Source organism: Bartonella florencae, assembly GCF_000312525.1.
Classification (GTDB): domain Bacteria; phylum Pseudomonadota; class Alphaproteobacteria; order Rhizobiales; family Rhizobiaceae; genus Bartonella; species Bartonella florencae.
In genome coordinates this window covers 483078-504843 of the sequence record NZ_HE997452.1, presented here as the reverse complement: position 1 = coordinate 504843, position 21766 = coordinate 483078, and the positions used below count along the sequence as shown (strand labels likewise).

Here is a 21766-nt window from a genome sequence, read left to right as displayed (position 1 = left end):
ATGCTTTGCATTTTTTATTTTTAATCACTCTCTATTGTTTTGCATACAACATGTGACGGATTATCATCAATCTTTATTGTGCAAGACTTGCTAAAGCAACTTGTGAAAAACCTGCTTTTTGAATATCAGCAAGCAGCTTTAACACCTGTTGATATTCAACAGTTTTAGCAGCACGTACAAAAATACGTTGTTTTTTTTGTGCAGGCTCTTTTTCGAATTGGCTTTTAAGTTGTGCAATCAAAGCTTCCGACGTGTCGTAATAATCTTGATTAATGGCAAAACGCCCCTGCGCATCGAGTGAAACGGTAAGTGGAGGTTGCTGCGTTTGCACAGGACCGGCTTGACTATGTGGCAAATCGAGGGGAACCCCATTAACCAAAAGTGGCGCAGAGACCATAAAAATAATGAGCAACACCAACATAACATCCACAAAGGGTGTGACATTAATCTCGCTCATCAATTGACCGCGCGAATAGTGCCGTCTGCGTGTTTTTTTTCCAGAAGAAGCAACAGAAACGCCCATAAATACTCCCCTTATGATGCTGAATTAGCTGTACGTGTTTCATCAATACGCCGTGAGACAATTGTTGAAAATTCATCGGCAAAATTTTCTATTTGTGCAATAATTCGTGCACTTTCATTGATCAATTTGTTATAGGCAATAACGGCAGGAATTGCTGCAAACAAACCGATAGCGGTTGCCAAAAGTGCTTCGGCAATACCTGGCGCGACAATTGCCAGCGAAGTATTTTGAGAAGCTGAAATAGAAAGGAACGACCCCATAATACCAACAACTGTACCGAAAAGACCGATAAAAGGTCCAGCCGATCCAAGGGTTGCAAGGAAGCTTAGCTTTGATTCTATTTTTTCGCCCTCCCGCCCCAAGGTCAAATCCATTGCTTTATCAATTCTACTTTGCAAACTTGTTGATGTATGAATTCCTTTTTCAAGGGATTTTTTCCACTCCGCCATAGCAGCCATAAAAACGGCTGATATACTATTGGTACGCTGGCTTTTACATTCTGCGTAAAGATCTTCTAGCGCCTTTCCAGACCAAAAGGTGCGTTCAAATTTTTTTATTTCACGCCGTATTCTCCGATAGGTAAAGATTTTATCAAAAATAATTGCCCAGCTCCATACAGAGGCCAGTAGCAACAAAATCATCACAATTTTAACGACGAAACCCGCCTGCATAAACAAATGCAATATTCCAATTATCTCTGGATTTGTGAGTTCTACCTGCGGCATAATTTGGTTCCTCTAAACGACAAGGTTTATTTATTAAATGGAATAAAACAGATTGTTTTATAGTTTCTAAATTTACAAAAATAATTTCATCCTCTCTTTAACCAAAACGTCCATACAATATTATTCTTTTAACGAAAGTACAAATTTTAAAGCTTTAAAGCGCAATTGCTGAAAAAAGTCCTTTGGGCAAACGGCGCGGTTTTCCTGTTTCATTAATGAGAGCAATTTCCACTTTTGCTGTTACCAATACCCTCTCCTCATGGAGAATATATTGCTCCATAACAAAACGTGCCCCTTGGACACGATTGATACGTGTTCTAATTGTTAACAGATGATCGATTTGTGCTGGTCGTGAAAAATTGATATCCATGTTACGAACAACAAAAAACAATTTTTCGCCCTCCACACCTGATGCCAACATCTTGTTATTAAAACCTGTATTGCGTAAAAACTCTGAACGTCCACGTTCAAAAAACTCCAGATAGCGTGCATGATACACCACCCCAGAAAAATCTGTATCGGCCACATAAACCCGCAGTTGCAAATCATGAAAACCATTTGTATGGTTGTATTTAGAAGAGTTTGTTCCAGTCATCTGCCCATCCTATAAAATTGTTTAAAGTCTAAAGTTATCTATCGAGCAGTTGACAGCGCCTTTGTGGTAAAAGAGTGGAAGTGACAGCATAAAGTTCTCACTACCCCAAATTTTTTCTGTAGAGCTTTGCTTATAGACATCTCCTCATTACAGATATAAATCTCCCCATTTTAAAGAGATGAAGCTATTTTACGGTTTGTGTTTAAAAGAAGATATTTTAATCCTCTTCCCCATCCCATAAAGTTGCCTGAGTTGAATTTTCCTTTACATCAAACAATTGTGCACGTTTTTGTGGTGCAATCTGAGCAGGAGGAGGAGCAAGTGCTAGATGGCTCCAAGCTTTTTCTGTCAGCATTCGCCCACGGGCGGTACGCTGTATAAAACCTTGTTGGAGAAGATAGGGTTCAACAATATCTTCAAGAGCATCACGCGGTTCTGAGAGAGCAGCAGCCATGGTTTCAATGCCCACGGGTCCGCCTAAAAAAGTTTCGGCAATGAGCAACAAATAGCGACGATCAAGTGGATCGAGACCAAGATGATCCACTTCAAGGCGCGAAAGTGCTTCATCGGCGACTTTACAGTCAATTTTTTCTGCCCGTCTCACCAGTGCAAAATCGCACACCCGCCGTAAAAGTCGTCCGGCAATTCGCGGCGTCCCGCGTGCTCGGCGGGCAATTTCATGGGCACCATCCTCACTAATCTGTACGGAAAAAAGCCGCGCATTGCGTTGAACGATATATTCCAATTCTTCTATAGTATAAAAATTGAGACGGATTGGAATGCCAAAACGGTCCCGCAATGGTGTGGTTAAAAGCCCCAAACGTGTGGTTGCAGCAACCAAGGTAAATTTTGCAAGATCAATTTTCACCGAGCGCGCGGCAGGTCCCTCCCCAATGATGAGGTCCAGTTGATAATCCTCCATAGCTGGATAAAGAATTTCTTCAATTGCCGGATTTAAGCGATGAATTTCATCAATAAAAAGCACATCGCGTTCTTCTAAATTGGTCAAAAGAGCTGCTAAATCTCCTGCTTTGGCAATAACCGGTCCTGAGGTAGAGCGAAAATTAACCCCTAATTCTTTGGCCATAATTTGTGAGAGCGTGGTTTTTCCTAAACCGGGTGGTCCAACAAACAAAACATGATCGAGTGCTTCTTGGCGTGCTTTAGCAGCTTCAATAAATATTTTTAAATTGGCCCGCGCTGCCTCTTGCCCAATAAAGTCATCGAGCACTTGTGGTCTTAAGGAACGATCTGGATCGTTCGGCAAGGAAGCGGCACCCAAAAGGCGTTGATCTTCATCTTTATGCATTGTAACCTTTTATTCAAGTAGGAGGAGAAAGCAATTTAAGACTATGGCGAATAAGCAGTGCGGAAGAGACCGTTTCCCCTTCAAGAGCGTTCATAGCCAAAGCAAGAGCACGCGCTGCTTGTTCTCGTTCAAAACCAAGTTTGAGCAAAGCAGAAAGTGCTTCATTTGTAGGTTGATTGCTCACCTCCAAAGGAGGAAGTGCAGGACTCCGAAGTGCATTTTCATTAAAAGGCAAAGCTTTGCTTTTCAGTTCGCGGACAATTCTCTCACTGACTTTTTTACCAACGCCTGGAGCACGACTCATCATGGCAACATCATTGAGGGCAATTGCTTGTGCCAGTTCATCTGGCGATAAAGTGCCCAAAATTGCCAAAGCCACCTTAGCACCGACCCCAGGAACATTTTGCAGCATGCAAAACCACTCTTGTTCAGCTCTTGTTGCAAAACCAAAAAGGCGAAGAGCATCTTCACGCACATGGGTTTCGATAAAAAGGCTCAACGGCTCGCCAACAGCTGGTAAAGAAGAATGCAACCGATTTGACACAAAAACCACATAGCCCACCCCATGAACATCCACAAGGATATGATCATTAAAGATATGTTCAAGGGTACCTTTTAATTTTCCAATCATGCTGTAATCCCGATCATATCGCAACCTTTATACATAATAAGATTTATTGGTGCTCCCACCATGCACACGTGGACAGAGAACAAGTGCCAAAGCATTCACCCCATCACGGTTATAAAATTCAGCCCATAGCAGCAAAGTTTTTACCATCATAATAGAGAGCTTGCAAAGTTGTATTGAAAAAGACTTTGTAATGTGCCACTCATGCCATGACCTTTAAACGATGAGAAAGACTGGTGCGATGCATACTGTGGCATAAAGCAAGTGCCAAAGCATCTGCTGCATCGCTGCTATCAAATTCAGCGCGTGGCAGTAGAACTTTTACCATCATGTGAATTTGTTCTTTATCGCCGTGTCCAACCCCAATAACCGATTTTTTGACTTTATTGGGAGCATATTCAAAAACGGGGAGATTTGCTTGTGCAGGAACCAGCAGAGCGATAGCGCGCGCTTGTCCAAGTTTGAGAGTTGCCGTAGCATCTTTATTGACAAACACATGTTCCACAGCGGCTTCATGGGGCATAAATTGATGGACAATCTCTGAAAGTCCACTGTAAAGCTGGCATAATCTGGAAGCAAGGTCACGGCGTACATCAGAAGGAACCGTCCCTGCAGCAACGAATTGAAAGCGATTACCGGAGAGATCGATAACGCCCCACCCTGTACGCCGTAGTCCCGGATCAATGCCTATAATACGAATCGTCTCTGCCATAATTTCCAGTCTATAGAGTTTTTCCGTGCTTTAAAAGAGATGAAAAGGCAAAGAGAACAAAGCCGCCAGCCAGCAAAAGGAAGCAAAAATGGATGAAAGTGCCTCTCAAGAAATGCGCACATAGCAAAGAAATGACCAAGAGGCAGACAAATTTTCCCAACAAATTTTCCCAAAAAACTTCTTAAGAACGCTTAAATGCTGTATTGAGCAATTCGATTTGTTTGCCCACCGGATTACCTTCTTCCAAAACATCAGCATCATCATCTGGCTTGCCGATGCGCATATATTGTATACGCGCTTCCAGACGAAGAGAACGCGCAACAAAGTAGCGGAAAACTTCTGGCAACTCTTGCCAATGAGGATTTTCTAATTGCAAAGTTGGTGTATGGAGCGATATTTTGGCGATTTCTTTTTTTATTTGTTCTGGTGTCATTTCACCTTCACGCTCTGCACGAAGAAGGAGCAATTGAGAAGCGATTTGCATCAATCTTGTACTTAAATACATAGCTTCTTTTGCATAGATTGCAGAAATTTCTGTTGAGAGAGAACGGGCAGTATATTTGCCTTCTGTATCGATATAATGAGCTGTTTCTTCAATCAACGCCATTGTTTCTTCATAAAGGCGGTTAAAAGCATTTTCAAAAGCATCATGCTCGATCATGATAATGGGTTCATCATAGGGACGTTTATGTACGCTCACGCTTTTATACTCCAATACTCCAAATATCAGCATAAAGATTACGACATTCAACGAAATGACAATTAAAAAGTTTCTTGATCTCAAAAAGTTTCTTTAATCTCGTTGTATAGAATGCTTTTTTTACACTGAGTACCTCTTTTAAAACTTTCGTGCAACGCGCTTCTGATACTAAGGTTAACGTCTCAAAAGCATAAGCGTTAAGAACAGAAAGATCTGCTTGAAGAAAGCCGCTGCACAGTTCGACGCCTTTCCCAATAATAGGCGATACCAAATTGCAGAGCAATACCACTTATGATCAAGAGGCTATCGGAAAAAAAGGTTGCTGTCATCACTGTTTTTAAAATTTGTCCAAACATAGCGAAAACAGTGCCTGTTACAAAGACGGGAAGACTATGTTTGCCTAAAATTGCTAAGGGATTTTTCTTGGAGACATAAAACCAATTATGTAAGCGCGGCAAACAAAGGATAACGGTTGCCAATGCAAGAATATGGAACAAGCGTGGCAAACTCAAAAAGCTTTTATTAAAATTCAGCAACGGAGAAGACCAGCCAAGCCAGCCCAAAACGCCCCACCAATTCAAACGCACCCACAACAAGGACAACACAAGATAGAAAGCTGCCAAAACAACGAAAAAAGTCTGAAAAGGGATAGTTTTTCCTTGTTTGAGAGATAAAGTGGAAATCAACCCTATGACAAACAACAATTGCCAAGACAAAGGATTTAAAAACCACTGTCCCTGTATGGGATAAGAAGGGGGCGCAATTTCATAAAATCCGCAGATCAGATAGAGCATAAACGACCCCAAAAACAGTAATCCTTTATGTTTACAGCTGCAATAAAGGGCAAAAGGTGCAAACAGCATCAAAACCATATAAAGCGGCAGAATATTATTATAGCCCAATTGGTGCCCCAAACTTAAAGTGCTAAAAAATGCTGTGAGCGGCTGTGTAACAAAGAGCCTTATATTGTTCATCGATAACAGTGTTTCTGTTCTCCATAATAAAAAGGCGGTAAAAAAAAGGCTTAAAGTAACAAAGGTGGTAAAAAGATATGCGCTATAAAGCTGAAAGGCTCTATACCAAAGTTTACGCACAATGAAGGGAAAAGACTTCTGCTGTAAACGCGCATGAAAAATAAGCCCAAGAGAAATTCCTGAAAGCAAAACAAACACTTCTGCTGAATCAGAAAAGCCGAAATTTCTATGGGTAATAAACTCATAGAGCGTTCCAGGAATATGGTTGATGAAAATCGTCAACAAGGCTAAAGCACGAAAAACATCAATACGTGTATCACGATAAGAGGAATGCATATTATGGTTAGCGATGCTCTGAAATCCCATAAATAAAGCCCTATAAATCATAAAAACAGCCATTTATTTTAGTAAAAAACCCTTATAAGATGAAGCTTTAATTATAAGAGTCAAATTTCTTTCTTGAAGAATTGAGGATTTTTGCATGACAAAACAAGAGAACAAATCGGTTGATCGGCTTTCTTTTCCTCAATTGGTTTTAACATTAGACGTTCGGCGTGCTGTCACCCTGCCTTTTTTACAGCAAATTTTACAAACAAAGTCTTTTGCATGCGTGATTGTTTATGACTCTAAAGAGAATGAAGCTTTTTTACAAAAACAAGCGCAAATTTATGCGCAAGAGATTCAAAACAATGGCGCTGCTCTACTCATTGCTGGTGACAGCCGCATTGTTGGGCGCATTAAAGCCGATGGCTTACATATAGAGGGTGATCTTAACGCTCTTGAACAATTATACAATCAAAAAAAGGACCAAAAGATCATTGGCTTTGGCAATATTCGCAATCGCCATAGTGCCATGGTGGCGGGAGAAGCTGGTATTGACTATCTGCTATTTGGCAAACTCGGCGCTGATAAAAAGCCCCATGCCCACCCGCGCAATTTGCAACTGGCAAGTTGGTGGGCAGAGATCATGGAAATCCCTGCCATTGTTCAAGCAGGCAGCGACTTTGCAAGTTTTGATGAGGTGCTAAAGACCGCCTGTGAATTTATCGCCGTGGAAGAAGTCGTCTTTGCAACCGACAACCCCTTGTCTCTTCTTAAAAAAATGCACGAAAAATGTGCAAGCGCGCCCTTATAATATGGAGAAAGTAATAGAGGGGGCAGAATTCATAAATAAAGCATTAATAAAAATCCACACACACCGCTATATGATCTATAGAGAACACACAATGACAGACATAAGGGGATGAAAAAACAAGCACTTTTTTACATAAGAGAGAGAGAGAAGAACCATAAAAACTTTCTAGTTCAATGTTTTATAACAAAGAAGCCATTATGATTGGGGAAACTCATCATTGTTCATATTGGTCATGAATACCAACAACAAATGATAGAGATATGAAGGGGACATAAAAATGGATACAGAGGAACGTTCGAAGAACTTAAAAATATAATTTACAAATGTGTATATCAAAGCATAGAAGCCAAACCTCTACCACATAAATCCCCTAGAACATATGAGATCAAAACCACTACTGGATGTAGCATTAATTGGTATGAAAAAACAGGAAACATTGTCTTTCAAGGCAAAAAAAATATAAAACAAAAGCTCATAGAAGATTTAACTCCATATTTAGGAGAAACATCAACGACTCCTGCCCAAATAATTCTTTCCAGCATTCCCAAAACATCTTCTAATGTCTCAGAATCCCCCCCTAAAAAATTTTTATCGTTCACGTCCATGATCATATTGCCCTAGATCAACTTGAATTTATTCTTCGGAAGTTTTGGCTCGAACCATACCTTTTACAAAATACTAGCGGTAATGGTTTAACGATCATTGAGGCTTTGGAAAAAGAAATCTGTAAGCCAACCAGTTCTATAGGATTTGGTATTGTACTGCTTACTCCCGATGATATGGGCTATTTCAAAACTGCCAGTGCAAAAACGGCATAACCTGTGCACGACAAAATGTCATTCTCGAAATGGGCATGTTAATCACCGCGCTTTCTCGCAAAAATGCCGCTGGTTTTACTATTGATGGAGAGAAACTCGCTGATGTATTAAATTAAATTTACATAACCCTTATCTCTAGTCTCTAAACACACACCGTTTGCCTATAATTTTCTTGAGCAAACGATATGCAATGTGCAAAACAACAAGGTACATCCCAAAAATTCTGGGAGATTTTGCCATGTCCAAGTGCTCTCTAGCGCTAAAAGCAAAATGCTGATTTGAGTTCAGTTTTAGACTCTGGGAATACTCATGCGAGGGCTCTCGCAACCAGCGGAAGGGGGAAATGCAAACCAACAATCTTAATATTGATCTTTTTGTCGGCAAAAAAAATCGCTTCAGGCGAAACATGCTAAAAATGTCTCAAAAAAATTAGGGCAATCGCTAGGGGTAAGCTTTCAACAAATTCAAAAATATGAAAAAAGCTTAAACCGTGTCAGTGCAGGGCGTTTAATGGAAATTTTCGATATCCTCAATGTTCCGATTTCCTTGTTTTATGCCGATATTTCCACAAAACAACATGCCCCCGCCCTTCATGATGAAATCATCTCCAGCAGAAAAGAATATCTACTGCTTAAAGGATTTCGCGTCCTCACCACGCTAAAACGCAAAGCAATTTTACAATTGCTCTGTGAGCAAAATGAAAGCTTTTAACAGCATGCACGCCCCACAGGCTCTGTGCATTTGCAATCATTACACATTCTTGAAAAGCATCCCCCAAAAGCAACGCTTAAAAAATTTATTGGGTCAATCAGGAAAAGCCCCTCACACATTATTTTATTTTGTCTGTTAAACATAAACTTTAAGTAGCATGAAAGATGAGGGCAATTTTTCAAACAATGCATAAATATTGATGAATAAACATTTACTTAGATACCACTCTGCGGTAGTACAGTTATAGAAAAGTGGTTTTTCTTATCTTGTGTGAGAGCTTCCCAAAAGAAAGTACATCAGAGAAGGTAAAAATTAAAAGGGGAATGAAAATGTTAAAATATCTATTTTTGCCACCGCTTGTGTTGGCTGCTGGTTGCACATCTGTAGGGATTTATTCATCAAATTATGTTGGTCAAGGTATTACGAAGAATACTGCAAAATTCATTGCTAATGATTATCTTAGCGGTATCAAAAAACGTTTTCCACCAGCGACAACAACAATTCTTATAAAGAAAAGTAATACAGCAGACAACTTTACACCTTTATTTGTCGATTTGTTGCGGCGAACTGGATATAAGGTGATTTATACAGATCAACCCCAAAAGCATAAAGACATGGGAGTGGCTTTGTTTTACTCACTAACACCAAAGGATGATGGACGTATAAGTTCTATTCTTCAGTATGATTGGCTTGGAGAGCCAAGTTATTATCTACGTATTTATCAGAATAAATAAACCCGCTCTTTAAATAGGGGCATTCTCTCTATTTTAAACGTAAAGACTTAAAAGTTTTTGCGAAAGACAAAGAGATTTGTACCTCGTTTTAACGGCTTGAAAAAGTGCTCTACTACACCTGAAATGTGGAGAGCATTTAGCCTTTAAAAGGCATACTCTTGAAGGTAAGGCTACTATTCTCTATAGGTGAATAGAAATTGGCATGTTCCTTTTCGCTTTATAGGAACAGATCTGAAGCTTGCTAATGATCAAGACAACCATTGAGAAAAGCAACAAAAACAAAAGATGCATAATCCTGCGTATCTGAGCGAAATTCTAAAAGGAGCTCTCTTGGAAGAAATGGAGCTAACAATACAAAAGTGAGCCGATCATCTCCATATGACGAAGAGCTTCTCTCTCAAGAGTAATGAACGAACATGCCTCTATGAGGACTAAGCTTGCAGTTAAATGAGAATTCGCTGATTTTAGTAAAGCGTAATTTTGTTTGGATATGCAAACGAACCATAATGTCTGGCAAACAATACAACAGTCCCGCTATTTTTCCTCTAATTTCTGCTTCATCTCAAACACCGCTTGAATTTCATTCATCATTTTACCCATTGGCCCTCACCTGCTGCCACCCATTGCCCTCACCTTGCTCTGCCACCCATTACCCTCACCTGCTGCCACCCATTGGCCCTCACCTGCTGCCACCCCTTTGCTCTCACCTGCTGCCACCCCTTTGCCCTCACTTTTTATAGCTTTTAGAAATGCTTCTATTGCGAGGTATTTTTATCGGCTGTTTTAGTACAAAAGCGATACCATTTTACCTTCCTTCACCTTATTCAATAAGCACAGCAGCAAACAGAGATGATAAAAGCCTCACATTTGTTCAAAGGCAAAGCAATTTTATCCCCCTTGATGAGAGAATAAAGCCAGATGTCCATTTATGGTCTTTTTTCATAGGGATAACCCTTTGATCCTGCTTGAAATGATAAAAGAAAAATGTGAAACTTCTTAAAGTTATGATGAGGAGAAGACATCCATGATACAAAAAAGCATGAGACTGCTTATCGTGGGAGTGGTTTGCTTTGCAAGTGTCATCACTAACGCAAATTCCACCAAAATGGCTGAAGAATCCTCAGAACTTGAACGCTCTTTGAATACGATTCAACCCCCTTCAAACAAGCAAGAACCTTTCCACCCCTTACAAGCTGGAGAATATGATCAAGCCTATGACTATTACATCCAAGGCTATTATTTGAAAGCTTTTCGTGAAGCACTCCGGCGCGCTGAACAAAATGACCCCTTTGCCCAAACGCTGCTTGCGCGCATTTACATAGAAGGATGTGCCGTTCCCACAGATGGTGCACGCGCCGCTTTGTGGTTTGGGCGTGCCGCAAAACAAGGTGAACCCCAAGCACAACTGCGCTATGGACTGATGTTATTTGATGGCAATTTTATTTCCCAAAACCAAGAATTGGGGGAAGAATTTATTCGTAAAGCTGCAAATGCTGGCGTAAAAGAAGCCCATTTTTATTATGGGGAATTGCTGCTTTATAAAGCTGCACGGGAAAAGCAAGTTCTTGCTGGTGTTAGCGCACCAGATCGTGAAAATGAAGCAATCGAACAAGCCTTAAAATGGTTTTTAAAAGGTGCTGCCCTAGGTGATTCCGAAGCGGCCTTTTCTGCAGCAAAAATTCTCTCATTAGGAACCCTAACACGACCAAGGGACGATCACAACGCACGCAAACTGATAGAAGTTGCTGCCCAAAACAAACATTCCCCAGCACAAATTTTGTTAGCACAATGGCTTGTACAAGGTCGTGGTGGAGAAAAGGATTTTCCACGTGCATTTCAGTTACTTCTCAGCAATGCCAACAATATGGTAGCACCAGCACAAGTTTCTCTTGCCAGACTTTATCGCGATGGCATGGGCACAAAGGGCGATATGATCAAAGCAGCAGCATGGTATATGCTTGCAAAGCAGGCAAAACTACAAGCCCCCGATCTTGAACTCATGCTTGAAGGAATGGATAAAAAACAATTGGAACAAGCACGCAAACAAGCAGCAAATCTTCTTGCGGTTTTTTAAAAAAACACTCTACCAGAACAAATTTCCCTTACAACATTTTATCAGACACGACATCAAGAAAGCAGAGACACAACAAACAAGAGGATAAAGGGAGGCACACTGATATATGCTTACACAGCAAGAAAACAGGCAAGTGCCTAATCTTGATGTTTGCAGAATAAGACAAAATATCATTGGCAAAAGCGAGCAAAGAAGCAGACATGCTATCCTTTGCTTTTAAAGAAGTAAAATTCTCCAAACTCTCAAAAAAATCCCCAAAAAATCTTTACGAAAATTTTTAAAAAGCTTGCGTCTTGGTGCTTTTTATGGTCTTGCAAAGAATTGAAAAGCAAAAATCTACAAAGACTCTTTTTTTGCGATACTGACCTAGGCTTTTTTTCGGCAAAGCTTTTGAGAAAGCGCCTCTAGACAGAGCCAAGAGCAATGAAAGAGCATGAAAAAACCATAAAGGGGCAAAAACAACAAAAGAGCACGCAAGCAAGGATAACAAGGGATCATTAGGGGAACAAACAGAGAGCTCTTTTTGCAGGAATAGAATTGGATAGAAACGATGAAAATTAATGGCAATGAAATTCGTCCTGGGAATGTAATTGAACATCAAGGCAGCCTCTGGGTTGCTGTCAAATGCAACGCTGTAAAACCAGGAAAAGGTGGTGCATTTAACCAAGTTGAAATGAAAAATTTGCTTGATGGTACAAAACTCAATGAACGCTTTCGTGCTGCTGAAACGGTAGAGCGCGTACGCCTTGAACAAAAAGATTTTACCTTTCTTTATCAACAAGGTGATGCTTTGGTCTTTATGGATTCAGAATCTTATGAACAATTGGAATTGCAAAAGGATTTTGTTGGAGAACGCGCTGCTTTTCTCCAAGATGGGATGACTGTCACGGTTGAACTTTATCAAGAAAAGCCTATTGGCATCTCACTTCCTGATCAGGTGACGCTAACAATTTCTGAAGCGGATCCTGCCATTAAAGGGCAAACGGTTACCTCTTCTTATAAACCTGCCATTCTTGAAAACGGCATTCGTATTCTTGTACCACCTTTTATAAATGCCGGTGAACGTGTCATTGTTGATACCAACGAGTTGATTTATTTGCGTCGTGCAAATGATAAAGGATAAATAAAGGAAGAAAACATGGCCCATTCTGCAATCATGAATGTCATGGTGCAAGCTGCAATGAAAGCAGGACGCTCGCTTGTGCGTGATTACGGTGAAGTGCAAAATTTGCAAGTGTCTTTGAAAGGGCCGGCTGATTATGTAAGCCAAGCAGATCGTAAAGCGGAAAAAATTATTTTCAATGAGTTAAGCAAAGCGCGCCCCAAATTTGGTTTTCTAATGGAAGAATCTGAAGAGATCATTGGCGAAGATTCTCAACATCGTTTTATTGTCGACCCTTTAGATGGCACCACCAATTTTCTCCATGGCATTCCTTTTTTTGCTGTTTCCATTGCTTTAGAAAGCCAAGGCAAAATCGTTGCTGGTGTGATTTATAATCCCGTGGGTGATGAACTCTTTACCGCTGAACGTGGTGGTGGTGCTTTTTTTAATGACCGACGCTGCCGCGTTTCTGCGCGACGCAGATTAGAAGATTGTGTCATAGCCACGGGCATGCCGCATTTTGGTCGCCCAGATCATGGAACCTATCTCATTGAACTGCGCAATATGATGATCGAGGTTGCTGGACTTCGCCGTTTTGGTGCAGCAGCCCTTGATTTAGCCTATGTCGCGGCAGGCCGAACCGATGGCTATTGGGAAGACAACCTGCAAATTTGGGATATGGCTGCTGGAATCTTGATGGTTCGTGAAGCCGGTGGTTTTGTCACCGACAAAGAAGGTGGTGATGACATATTCCGCAAAAAAAATATCCTCGCCGGCAATGAACACATTCGCACTAAGCTAGAAAAAACTCTTAAAAAAGGCATTTAAACCTTATAGCCTTTTAAAAAGCCCATAGGGCTTAAACAAAGCCCCTTAAGACCAGTCCCCCTCCTTAAAGTTTTATAGAATCTGAAAAAAAGCAATCTGGAGGGAGGCTTTTCAACTTTCTTTACAGACACAACAGAAAACAACGCACGAGACAATGACAAAACACCATCACCAACCATCAAGCCACCCATACCCCCTAAAGATGCAATGACAGCTTAGCCAATATTATGAATGCTGCTTTTCTGCTCAATTCCCCTACAAACAAGCTAGCAAACGAAACAAAAAGCACCATCACAACAAACCGCTCTAGGAAACACCAACCATACCAGAAACAAGGCCCCCTACTTCTTTTAAGAGATCATCCCTACACAGTGCCAAAAGATTGGCTCCAAACACCTCTCTCCTCTGCTAAAAACTGTCACCTGTGCCTCTCAAGAGTTTTCACCCTTACAGAAGCAATAGAAACTTCAGTAAATTCATTGCAGGGCCCCCTTCATTTAATCGTCTTGTAAATAGCCTATGAAAGACGCACGGGATTTGTAATAACGGCAACTCTTTATTTTTAATAATTGCAGCCTGTATTTGATTTTCAAACTGTTCTTGATCTTCTTTAACAGCCTCTTCTATTCTCTTTCGCTGTTTCTCACCGAAGATAATTTTTAATTTTCTTGTGAATTGCTTATTCCAAGAAGCTTTTCCCAAAAAATCAACCGGTTATCATATTTCTCATTTGCTGCTTGCATCCATTCTCTGACACCTAATTTGTAAGCTTTTTCAAATGTTGGAGTCTTATAAATACAACAATTTGTATTTAGTTATACTGATTTCATCATTTATGCATTTTCAAAATAAGCCCTCAAAATGCATAATCCTGATATATTGGTTTTCAAAACAATAAAAAACTTATCCCCCGCAAACAGTAACACAGGCTTTCTGCTCTATTCGCCCTATTTATAACATCAACAAAAAGCGCATCTCTGCCCATTTATCAGCAGTTCTTCTTCAGCTTTTACAATAGAACTTTGCGCAGCATTGGGCGTCTTTAACTTGGCATCGTTTTATCTTTATACAGACAGGATATTCTGGGCACAAAGGAAGCGTTTTTATAAAAAATGCTCCATCTCACAGAGCAACAGAACAGCCAGAATTCAAAAAGAAAAACACCTAAAATTCCTGCTGTTCTTTTTCGCCTTAATTCTTTCCGCTTTTTTTCCCTGAGCCCTTAAAACTGGTAAGCATGGCTGTAAAGGGTGCTGTATGCTCTTAAAAGTACTGGTCTTGTATCAAGATTCCCTTATTCGGGTGAAAATTGCAATTTGGCGAGATAAGCATAAATCCCATTTTTTGCCACAAGTTCTGCATGGGTTCCTTCTTCCACAAGAACGCCTTTATCCATTACAAGAATACGATCGGCTTTTAAAATTGTTGCCAAACGGTGAGCGATCACCAATGTTGTGCGGTTTTGCATCAACCCTTCTAAGGCTTTTTGCACCAATTTTTCACTTTTTGCGTCTAAAGCAGATGTTGCTTCATCCAGCAGCAACAGGGGAGCATTTCTTAAAATTGCCCGAGCAATACCAACGCGTTGCTTTTGCCCACCAGAAAGCATGGTACCGCGTTCTCCTACTGGTGTATCCAAACCGTTTGGCAAGGCCTCAATAAATTCAAGGGCATTGGCTGCTTTAGCAGCGGCAATAATTTCCTTTTCCGTAATATTTTCAGTTCCAAAAGCAATATTATCGCGCAATGAGCCATCAAAAATGGCAACATCTTGGGAAACATAAGAGATTGCACCACGTAAATCTTGCAGAGTAAGGCGATTAATCTCCACGCCATCAAGCCGAACTTCCCCACTTGTTGGATCATAAAAACGAAGGATCAAAGAAAAAAGTGTACTTTTCCCGGCCCCTGAAGCACCAACAAAAGCAACTGTTTCACCTGCTTTGATAGAAAAGGAAAGCGCGTGTAAAATCTTTTTTTGTGGTCTAGAGGGATAGGTAAAATCAACCTTGTCAAAAATAAGCGCACCTTGAACAGGTTTTGCCAAAGAGACAGGATTTTTGGGTACTAAAATCATGGGCTGTTCTTGCAACAATTCGCCAAGCCGTTCAGCGGCACCTGCTGCTTGGATTAATTCAGCCCCCAATTCTGATAATTGCGCAAAAGTTGAAGCTCCAAAAACGGCATAGAGAACAAATTGACCTAAGGTTCCCGCTGTCATGATACCATTCAAAACATCTCGAGAGCCAATCCATAAAACAGCAACCACACTGCCAAAAACCAAAAAAATTGCAAAGCCGGTAAAAAAGGAACGCAAGATCACAGAAGCACGCGCTGTTTGAAAAGCACGCTCAATCAACTGTGAAAAACGTTTTACAACAAGTTTTTCAGCTGTAAAAGCTTGCACTGTGCGAATAGCGCTGACCTGTTCGGTTGCCAAAGCATTGGCATCTGCAACACAGTCTTGTGCCGCACGTGTACGTGTACGAACCTTGCGCCCAAAAATCACTAAGGGAAGTGCCACAAAGGGGATAGCAAGCAACACCAGAGCAGATAATTTGGCATTGGTAATCACCATCATTACGATTGCACCGATCACCACAATCAGATGACGCAAAGCCGTAGAGGCGGTTGAACCAACGGCTAGTTTTATTTGCGTTGTATCGGTGAGAAGCCTTGAAACAAGTTCACCAGAATGAGATTTATCAAAAAAAGCGGGTGAAAGTTTCATAATATGGATAAAAACATCACGCCGTAAATCGGCAACAATCCGTTCTCCCAAGGTGATAACACAATAATAACGGCACGCCGAAGCAAGTGCGAGCAGCAAGGCCAAAAGAAACAAAATAAAGAAATAAAAATTGATATAACCATGACTTGCAGATGAAAAACCATAATCAAACATTTTGCCGATAGCAACAGGCAAAATCAATGTGACAAGAGCAGCAACAGTCAAAGCAACAAAGGCAAAGATAAACAACCAGCGATAACGCACAAGATAAGGGCCAAAAGTTTTAAACGAAGAGAATGAAGATTTTTTTGCCAAAGATTTTGTAGATTGTTCTGAATGATTGAGGGGATTCATAAAGTTTCGCTCACTATATTAGGTTGTCTATAACACTTGATACAATGATGCATCTTGGACACTTGTTTTTTGATGCGTGCTAAGTTATAGAACAGAGTACTTTAATCAATTTATCAAAAAGACAAAGGAAGCGCACTTAAAAAAGTGAAAAAGTGCTATTTTATTCTATATATGTAAAAGGTTTAACGCATGAAAGCGAATATTCATCCCGACTATCATAAAATTACCGTCGTTATGACGGATGGTAGCCAATATACCACGCGCTCCACTTGGGGAAAAGAAGGGGATATCCTTAATTTGGATATTGATCCAAGAACCCATCCAGCGTGGACAGGTGGCTCTCAAACACTTGTAGACCGTGGTGGTCGTGTTTCTAAATTTAAAAATCGTTTTGGTAATCTTGGTATGTAAGAGTCTCTTTTTGCTTATAAAAAGCAAAAAGTGCCAATAATACTATTGAAGCATTCAAAAGAATAAAACAGCTTTAAATTGTAAAAAACACATAGTTTAGCAGTTTTGATCATTGGCTTTATCAAAAGCGCTGCTAAAGTTACCAAACCAATGAGATTGCCCCGCTTTACAGTGGGGTTTTTTGTCTGTCGGCCCATGCCTTTAAGGCAACCGCTTGCAGTGCGTGCCCATAAGAAAAGGTCAATTTCCAAGGCAATGTCCCCAAAGCATTCATAGCAAATAAATGGGGCAGACAAATGCGCTGTTGTTTCCTGATCAGATTGCCCTCGTGACAAGGAAAGCAATTCCTAGAACAGCAACAGGAACAGTCTGTTTAAGCACTTAGAATATCTTTTTCGCCACCTCGCCAACAGAAGCCTTGCGCGCATCTTTTCCGTCAATCACCCCACTGGCACCCCACTGGCTTCCCACTTGGCTCCCCACTTGGCGCCCTATTAGGCTTTAAAATCATTCCCTCCAAAACCACACGCGGCTCTCAAACAATTCTTGCCCCCTCAAAACAGCCTGCCTCACCTCAAAGCAGCGAGCAATTGAATGCGCCACGCGCCACCCCCGTGAAGGGCCATGCATCAGTGCTCCCAGTTCAACAATGGGCAAGCCCCTCACTTGCTTAGAGAAATCTGTGCTGACAAAATCGGTTGTTTTTAAGCCCAAGATTGCTCATGCTCTTTTGTCCAATGCCCCAAGGCAGCCAAATGGTTCATGCGAGCACGATGATGAAAAGCTTTTTGGGCAATAGGGATATTTTCACCTCTACCAGCCCATGCCTTTAAGGCAGCTGCTTGCAATGCGCGCCCATAAGAAAAGGTCAATTTCCAAGGCAATGTCCCCAAAGCATTCATAGCAGACAAATGCGCTGTTGCTTCCTGATCAGATTGCCCTCCAGAAAGGAAAGCAATTCCTGGAACAGCAGCAGGAACAGTCTGTTTAAGCACCTGAACTGTCTTTTCCGCCACCTCGCCAACAGAAGCCTTGCGCGCATCTTTTCCGTCAATCACCATATTGGGCTTTAAAATCATTCCCTCCAAAACCACACGCGCTTCAAACAATTCTTGAAATACCGCTGTTAAAACAGCCCGTGTCACCTCAAAGCAGCGGGCAATTGAATGCGCAGATGAAGGGCCATCCATCAGCACTTCTGGTTCAACAATGGGCACAATCTTGAGCTCCTGACACAATGCAGCATAACGCGCGAGAGCCTGTGCATTTTGCGTAATCGCCCCTCTTGTTGGCAGCGTATGTGCATCAATAGCAATCACCGCACGCCATTTAGCAAAACGTGCTCCCAAAGCATAATAGTCTTTTAACCGCTCACGCAGTCCATCCAATCCTTCGGTAATTGTTTCGCCAGGAAAAGCCGCCAAAGGTTTGGCACCGGTATCGACTTTAATTCCTGGCAAAGGACCTGCTTCACGGATAATATCTGTCAACATTTGCCCTGTTGATGCCTTTTGACGAATGGTTTCATCAAATAAGATGACACCAGAAATGGCAGTTTCCATAGCTTCTTTTGCACTAAAAAGCATCTCACGATAAGCACGGCGATTATCCTCATGACATTCAACACCAATGCTTGCAAAACGCTTACCAATGGTCGCGGTACTTTCATCTGCTGCCAAAATACCCTTACCGGCATACACCAGCGCAAGTGCTATATCTTCAAGACGTTCATTCATAAAAAATTCCTCTTTATTTTTTCTTATTTCCAAAACGAGCACTATGGCCACCCCATCTTACAAAACCCATGACCATACAATAAACTTTTCCTTTAAATAAAGCCTTTAAGCCTGCATGAGGGCGAAAATACCAGGAAGCACCTTGCCTTCCATCCATTCTAAAAAAGCCCCTCCTGCAGTGGAAAGGTAAGTAAAATCATCCGCAACACCAGCATGGTTAAGGGCAAAAACCGTATCTCCCCCGCCAGCAATTGAAACCAAATTTCCTGCCCGACTGCACTTTGCGGCATAGCGTGCTACTGCTGTTGTTCCCTGATCAAAGGGAGGCATTTCAAAAATACCAAGGGGGCCATTCCAGACAAGGGTAGCAGCTTTATCGATAACCGCATTGATATGAACAATAGAGCGTGTACCAATATCCAGAATCATCGCCTCCTCCGGAATATCTCCAATATCATAGAGACGATGCGGAGCATTTTTTTCAAAGCGAAATCCAACGATTGCATCCACAGGAAGCAAAATCTCACATTGGCACGCCCATGCTTTTTCGATAATCTTTTTGACCGTTTCTATCAGCGTATGTTCGCATAATGACTTACCAATTTGGATACCTTGCGCAGCCAAAAAACTGTTGGCCATGCCCCCACCAATCACCAAATAATCGACCTTTTCAACCAAATGATTGAGCACAAAAAGCTTACTAGAAACCTTTGCGCCTCCAACAAGAGCAACCACTGGATGCATTGGATTGCCAAGCCCTTTTTCTAATGTCTGCAATTCTCCCTGCATAGAGCGCCCCGCATAAGAAGGCAACAAATGCGTTATTCCCTCTACCGAAGCATGAGCACGATGAGAAACGGAAAAAGCATCATTAACATAGAGATCACCATTATGGGCGAGAGCCTCAGCAAAAGCACAATCATTTTTTTCCTCACCGAGATGAAAACGAACATTTTCAAGCAGCAAAACATCACCATTTTGCAAGTTATCAACCGCTGTCTGCGCTGTCCCACCAATACAATCTGCTGCAAAAGCCACTGGCTGATTGATGATTTTTTCCAGCACTTGTGCAACAGGGCGGAGTGAAAATTCTGGCTCCACTTTCCCCTTAGGGCGCCCACAATGGGAAAGAAGAATAAGCTTAGCACCACGCTTTTGCAATTCAACAAGTGTTTCTTTATGTCGTTTAAGACGCGTTTCATCACAAACTTTACCCAGCGCCATGGGTACGTTAAAATCCACCCGCACAAGGACATGTTTGCCCGAAACATCAACATCATCAAGTGTACGAAATCCCATAATTGCTCTCTTTTCACTTTCTGTTGTTTTAAATAAAAGGCACCACACTGCTTAATTTATCGTAGGCAATCCCTTCAAAGAAAGCCTTTCTGCACTTTCTCAACCATGAGACAAAAACACCTCATCTAAGCCCCAGCACCATCAATTCTCATATAAAACCCATCGCTGTTATCTCTTTGTTGTTTAAAACAAAACACATTGCTCTCACTCCCCCTTCACGTAACCTTTCCCACTTTTAAGCAAAAAAGAAACATACGACTGCATTTTCTCAAACGCTTTTACTTTTTCAAGCTTTGTCTCAATCAAAAGCACACTCTTGCAAATTTTACTCTTTCATGTAGCTTTCAAAAACACATCTCTCTGTATTAATGCACAACATATCATTAGGCACGCAAAGGTAGCTTTTCTTCCATTGCATAAAGAGCAATCATTAGATATTTTTACAGAACACGCTTTTATTTTTTATCATAAAACTTGACTTTTTAATATAAAAAAGGACCCGAAGGCCCTCATTTAGAGTGTTTTTGCAAAAGCCACTGCCGTATCACTCATGCGGTTTGAAAAACCCCATTCATTATCGTACCAAACCAAAACACGACAGAGCTGACCATCAATCACCTTCGTTTGATCATTATGAAAAATAGCGGAATGCGGATTATGATTAAAATCACAACTCACAAGCTTTTCCTCTGTGTAATCTAAAATTCCCTTGAGAGAACCTCTCGCAGCAGTACAAATGGCGCTATTAATTTCTTCAACTGTTGTGGAACGCTTAGCAGTAAATGTCAAATCCACTACGGAAACATTTGGCGTTGGAACGCGAATGGACACCCCATCGAGCAGCCCTTTTAATTCTGGCAAAACCAAACCCACGGCTTTTGCTGCCCCTGTTGAGGTAGGGATCATAGAAAGAGCTGCCGCGCGAGCCCGATAAAGATCACGATGCATAGTATCTAGCACCGGTTGATCACCGGTATAAGAATGGATTGTTGTCATAAAGCCTTTTTCAATGCCCACCGTATTATGCAAAACTTGTGCAACAGGTGCCAAACAGTTGGTTGTACAAGAAGCATTGGAAACCACGAGATGTTCTTTGTTTAACGTGTGATGGTTAACCCCATAAACCACGGTAAGATCTGCACCTTCAGAAGGCGCGGAAACAAGAACACGTTTTGCTCCCGCATCCAAATGGACACTTGCTTTTTCTCGTGCTGTAAAAATGCCGGTACATTCCAAAGCAATATCGATATCTAAAGCTTTCCATGGCAACTGTGCTGGATCACGCTCTGCCAACACCTTGATCAAACTGCCCCCAACATCGATGGCATCACCCACCACCTTAACATCACTTGGAAAACGCCCATGAACGGAATCATAGCGCAGCAAATGAGCATTGGTTTCCACCGATCCAAGATCATTAAGTGCGACAACTTCAATATCCTTTCGTTCACTCTCCACGAGTGCGCGTAAGATATTGCGGCCAATACGACCAAACCCATTAATTGCAACACGAACTGTCATTTTATATCCTTATCGTTTCAAAGCACAACACATGGGCACGTGTTCCCATCACCCCCCAAAATATCAACACCCATATCCGCAATCAACCCTTTCCTGAACAGTTGAGCACAAAATATTGTAGTCAATATGACCACCTCCATTCCTTG

The 21766-nt window shown here is 41.4% G+C and carries 24 protein-coding genes and 2 pseudogenes; 9 read left to right on the top strand and 17 right to left on the bottom strand.

The window, feature by feature from the left end; translation table 11 throughout:
• Nucleotides 1-73: 73 nt before the first annotated feature.
• The 9 genes from tolR to BN202_RS04915 all read right to left on the bottom strand — a co-directional run bounded on the left by tolR (nucleotide 74) and on the right by BN202_RS04915 (nucleotide 6532).
• A complete protein-coding gene (tolR, locus tag BN202_RS04950) occupies nucleotides 74-523 on the bottom strand; it encodes a protein TolR (RefSeq protein WP_019219465.1) in 450 nt (149 codons plus the stop codon).
• A gap of 11 nt (nucleotides 524-534) precedes the next feature.
• Entirely contained in the window at nucleotides 535-1248 is a 714-nt protein-coding gene (gene tolQ / locus BN202_RS04945; RefSeq protein WP_019219464.1) for a protein TolQ, read from the bottom strand.
• Nucleotides 1249-1402: 154 nt separating this feature from the next.
• Nucleotides 1403-1843, bottom strand: a complete 441-nt coding sequence (gene ybgC / locus BN202_RS04940; RefSeq protein ID WP_019219463.1) for a tol-pal system-associated acyl-CoA thioesterase — start codon at nucleotides 1841-1843, stop codon at nucleotides 1403-1405.
• Between the two features lie 217 nt (nucleotides 1844-2060).
• On the bottom strand, nucleotides 2061-3152 hold the full coding sequence (ruvB, locus tag BN202_RS04935) for a Holliday junction branch migration DNA helicase RuvB (RefSeq protein WP_019219462.1): 1092 nt from the start codon (nucleotides 3150-3152) through the stop codon (nucleotides 2061-2063).
• A gap of 13 nt (nucleotides 3153-3165) precedes the next feature.
• Nucleotides 3166-3783, bottom strand: a complete 618-nt coding sequence (ruvA, locus tag BN202_RS04930; RefSeq protein WP_019219461.1) for a Holliday junction branch migration protein RuvA — start codon at nucleotides 3781-3783, stop codon at nucleotides 3166-3168.
• Nucleotides 3784-3810: 27 nt separating this feature from the next.
• Nucleotides 3811-3933, bottom strand: coding sequence for a hypothetical protein (locus BN202_RS10435; RefSeq protein ID WP_019219460.1), 123 nt, complete (start codon nucleotides 3931-3933; stop codon nucleotides 3811-3813).
• 49 nt (nucleotides 3934-3982) lie between these two features.
• Nucleotides 3983-4492 carry a crossover junction endodeoxyribonuclease RuvC gene (gene ruvC, locus BN202_RS04925; protein ID WP_019219459.1) on the bottom strand — a complete coding sequence of 170 codons (510 nt, stop codon included), beginning with the start codon at nucleotides 4490-4492 and terminating at the stop codon, nucleotides 3983-3985.
• A 181-nt stretch (nucleotides 4493-4673) separates the two neighbouring features.
• Nucleotides 4674-5192, bottom strand: a complete 519-nt coding sequence (locus tag BN202_RS04920; protein WP_019219458.1) for a DUF1465 family protein — start codon at nucleotides 5190-5192, stop codon at nucleotides 4674-4676.
• A gap of 197 nt (nucleotides 5193-5389) precedes the next feature.
• Nucleotides 5390-6532, bottom strand: a complete 1143-nt coding sequence (locus tag BN202_RS04915; RefSeq protein ID WP_034987464.1) for an OpgC family protein — start codon at nucleotides 6530-6532, stop codon at nucleotides 5390-5392.
• Nucleotides 6533-6647: 115 nt separating this feature from the next.
• On the opposite strand from BN202_RS04915, the gene BN202_RS04910 reads away from it, so the two are divergent.
• A complete protein-coding gene (locus BN202_RS04910) occupies nucleotides 6648-7301 on the top strand; it encodes a thiamine phosphate synthase (protein WP_019219456.1) in 654 nt (217 codons plus the stop codon).
• Between the two features lie 443 nt (nucleotides 7302-7744).
• Here the strand turns inward: BN202_RS04910 and BN202_RS10295 are convergent, their stop codons facing one another.
• On the bottom strand, nucleotides 7745-7906 hold the full coding sequence (locus tag BN202_RS10295; protein WP_019219455.1) for a hypothetical protein: 162 nt from the start codon (nucleotides 7904-7906) through the stop codon (nucleotides 7745-7747).
• On the opposite strand from BN202_RS10295, the gene BN202_RS10430 reads away from it, so the two are divergent.
• The 7 genes and pseudogenes from BN202_RS10430 to BN202_RS04880 all read left to right on the top strand — a co-directional run bounded on the left by BN202_RS10430 (nucleotide 7886) and on the right by BN202_RS04880 (nucleotide 13568).
• Nucleotides 7886-8119, top strand: a complete 234-nt coding sequence (locus BN202_RS10430) for a TIR domain-containing protein (RefSeq protein ID WP_341871764.1) — start codon at nucleotides 7886-7888, stop codon at nucleotides 8117-8119. The two genes, BN202_RS10295 and BN202_RS10430, sit on opposite strands and share 21 nt — an antisense overlap.
• A 29-nt stretch (nucleotides 8120-8148) precedes the next feature.
• Nucleotides 8149-8235, top strand: a complete 87-nt coding sequence (locus tag BN202_RS10495) for a hypothetical protein (protein WP_341871763.1) — start codon at nucleotides 8149-8151, stop codon at nucleotides 8233-8235.
• Between the two features lie 227 nt (nucleotides 8236-8462).
• Nucleotides 8463-8830 (top strand): annotated as a pseudogene (locus BN202_RS04905) (helix-turn-helix domain-containing protein).
• A 329-nt stretch (nucleotides 8831-9159) separates the two neighbouring features.
• Nucleotides 9160-9564: a hypothetical protein gene (locus tag BN202_RS04900; RefSeq protein ID WP_019219453.1), complete on the top strand. Its 405-nt coding sequence runs from the start codon at nucleotides 9160-9162 to the stop codon at nucleotides 9562-9564.
• 1024 nt (nucleotides 9565-10588) lie between these two features.
• A complete protein-coding gene (locus tag BN202_RS04895) occupies nucleotides 10589-11638 on the top strand; it encodes a tetratricopeptide repeat protein (RefSeq protein ID WP_019219449.1) in 1050 nt (349 codons plus the stop codon).
• A gap of 550 nt (nucleotides 11639-12188) precedes the next feature.
• On the top strand, nucleotides 12189-12761 hold the full coding sequence (gene efp, locus BN202_RS04885; protein WP_019219447.1) for an elongation factor P: 573 nt from the start codon (nucleotides 12189-12191) through the stop codon (nucleotides 12759-12761).
• A 15-nt stretch (nucleotides 12762-12776) separates the two neighbouring features.
• Nucleotides 12777-13568: an inositol monophosphatase family protein gene (locus BN202_RS04880; RefSeq protein WP_019219446.1), complete on the top strand. Its 792-nt coding sequence runs from the start codon at nucleotides 12777-12779 to the stop codon at nucleotides 13566-13568.
• Here BN202_RS04880 and BN202_RS04875 read toward each other — a convergent pair.
• From BN202_RS04875 to BN202_RS04865, 3 genes are all read right to left on the bottom strand, one after another.
• On the bottom strand, nucleotides 13565-13759 hold the full coding sequence (locus tag BN202_RS04875; protein WP_019219445.1) for a hypothetical protein: 195 nt from the start codon (nucleotides 13757-13759) through the stop codon (nucleotides 13565-13567). The two genes, BN202_RS04880 and BN202_RS04875, sit on opposite strands and share 4 nt — an antisense overlap.
• A 256-nt stretch (nucleotides 13760-14015) precedes the next feature.
• Nucleotides 14016-14270, bottom strand: coding sequence for a hypothetical protein (locus tag BN202_RS04870; protein WP_019219443.1), 255 nt, complete (start codon nucleotides 14268-14270; stop codon nucleotides 14016-14018).
• Nucleotides 14271-14862: 592 nt separating this feature from the next.
• Nucleotides 14863-16653 (bottom strand): ABC transporter transmembrane domain-containing protein, encoded by a 1791-nt coding sequence (locus BN202_RS04865; RefSeq protein ID WP_019219442.1) that lies wholly within the window; start codon nucleotides 16651-16653, stop codon nucleotides 14863-14865.
• Between the two features lie 189 nt (nucleotides 16654-16842).
• On the opposite strand from BN202_RS04865, the gene rpmE reads away from it, so the two are divergent.
• Complete coding sequence (gene rpmE, locus BN202_RS04860) at nucleotides 16843-17064, top strand: 50S ribosomal protein L31 (RefSeq protein WP_006589823.1); 222 nt, start codon at nucleotides 16843-16845, stop codon at nucleotides 17062-17064.
• A gap of 178 nt (nucleotides 17065-17242) precedes the next feature.
• Here the strand turns inward: rpmE and BN202_RS09465 are convergent.
• The 4 genes and pseudogenes from BN202_RS09465 to gap all read right to left on the bottom strand — a co-directional run.
• Nucleotides 17243-17721 (bottom strand): annotated as a pseudogene (locus BN202_RS09465) (class I fructose-bisphosphate aldolase); the annotation flags it as partial.
• Between the two features lie 47 nt (nucleotides 17722-17768).
• Nucleotides 17769-18800, bottom strand: coding sequence for a class I fructose-bisphosphate aldolase (locus BN202_RS04850; protein WP_034987461.1), 1032 nt, complete (start codon nucleotides 18798-18800; stop codon nucleotides 17769-17771).
• A 105-nt stretch (nucleotides 18801-18905) separates the two neighbouring features.
• A complete protein-coding gene (locus BN202_RS04845) occupies nucleotides 18906-20099 on the bottom strand; it encodes a phosphoglycerate kinase (RefSeq protein WP_019219438.1) in 1194 nt (397 codons plus the stop codon).
• 513 nt (nucleotides 20100-20612) lie between these two features.
• Entirely contained in the window at nucleotides 20613-21620 is a 1008-nt protein-coding gene (gap, locus tag BN202_RS04840; protein ID WP_019219435.1) for a type I glyceraldehyde-3-phosphate dehydrogenase, read from the bottom strand.
• Between the last annotated feature and the right edge of the window lie 146 nt (nucleotides 21621-21766).

What these genes read in the sequence shown, in the direction of transcription:
- efp (WP_019219447.1), top strand. Translation starts at nt 12,189, where the DNA reads ATGAAAATTAATGGCAATGAAATTCGTCCTGGGAATGTAATTGAACAT.
- BN202_RS10495 (WP_341871763.1), top strand. Translation starts at nt 8,149, where the DNA reads ATGGGCATGTTAATCACCGCGCTTTCTCGCAAAAATGCCGCTGGTTTT.
- BN202_RS04865 (WP_019219442.1), bottom strand. Translation starts at nt 16,653, where the DNA reads ATGAATCCCCTCAATCATTCAGAACAATCTACAAAATCTTTGGCAAAA.
- BN202_RS04915 (WP_034987464.1), bottom strand. Translation starts at nt 6,532, where the DNA reads ATGGGATTTCAGAGCATCGCTAACCATAATATGCATTCCTCTTATCGT.
- BN202_RS04900 (WP_019219453.1), top strand. Translation starts at nt 9,160, where the DNA reads ATGTTAAAATATCTATTTTTGCCACCGCTTGTGTTGGCTGCTGGTTGC.
- BN202_RS04850 (WP_034987461.1), bottom strand. Translation starts at nt 18,800, where the DNA reads ATGAATGAACGTCTTGAAGATATAGCACTTGCGCTGGTGTATGCCGGT.
- BN202_RS04910 (WP_019219456.1), top strand. Translation starts at nt 6,648, where the DNA reads ATGACAAAACAAGAGAACAAATCGGTTGATCGGCTTTCTTTTCCTCAA.
- tolQ (WP_019219464.1), bottom strand. Translation starts at nt 1,248, where the DNA reads ATGCCGCAGGTAGAACTCACAAATCCAGAGATAATTGGAATATTGCAT.
- gap (WP_019219435.1), bottom strand. Translation starts at nt 21,620, where the DNA reads ATGACAGTTCGTGTTGCAATTAATGGGTTTGGTCGTATTGGCCGCAAT.
- rpmE (WP_006589823.1), top strand. Translation starts at nt 16,843, where the DNA reads ATGAAAGCGAATATTCATCCCGACTATCATAAAATTACCGTCGTTATG.
- BN202_RS04875 (WP_019219445.1), bottom strand. Translation starts at nt 13,759, where the DNA reads ATGGGTGGCTTGATGGTTGGTGATGGTGTTTTGTCATTGTCTCGTGCG.
- BN202_RS10435 (WP_019219460.1), bottom strand. Translation starts at nt 3,933, where the DNA reads ATGATGGTAAAAACTTTGCTGCTATGGGCTGAATTTTATAACCGTGAT.
- BN202_RS04895 (WP_019219449.1), top strand. Translation starts at nt 10,589, where the DNA reads ATGATACAAAAAAGCATGAGACTGCTTATCGTGGGAGTGGTTTGCTTT.
- BN202_RS10295 (WP_019219455.1), bottom strand. Translation starts at nt 7,906, where the DNA reads ATGGACGTGAACGATAAAAATTTTTTAGGGGGGGATTCTGAGACATTA.
- ruvB (WP_019219462.1), bottom strand. Translation starts at nt 3,152, where the DNA reads ATGCATAAAGATGAAGATCAACGCCTTTTGGGTGCCGCTTCCTTGCCG.
- tolR (WP_019219465.1), bottom strand. Translation starts at nt 523, where the DNA reads ATGGGCGTTTCTGTTGCTTCTTCTGGAAAAAAAACACGCAGACGGCAC.
- BN202_RS04880 (WP_019219446.1), top strand. Translation starts at nt 12,777, where the DNA reads ATGGCCCATTCTGCAATCATGAATGTCATGGTGCAAGCTGCAATGAAA.
- ruvC (WP_019219459.1), bottom strand. Translation starts at nt 4,492, where the DNA reads ATGGCAGAGACGATTCGTATTATAGGCATTGATCCGGGACTACGGCGT.
- BN202_RS04845 (WP_019219438.1), bottom strand. Translation starts at nt 20,099, where the DNA reads ATGGGATTTCGTACACTTGATGATGTTGATGTTTCGGGCAAACATGTC.
- ruvA (WP_019219461.1), bottom strand. Translation starts at nt 3,783, where the DNA reads ATGATTGGAAAATTAAAAGGTACCCTTGAACATATCTTTAATGATCAT.
- ybgC (WP_019219463.1), bottom strand. Translation starts at nt 1,843, where the DNA reads ATGACTGGAACAAACTCTTCTAAATACAACCATACAAATGGTTTTCAT.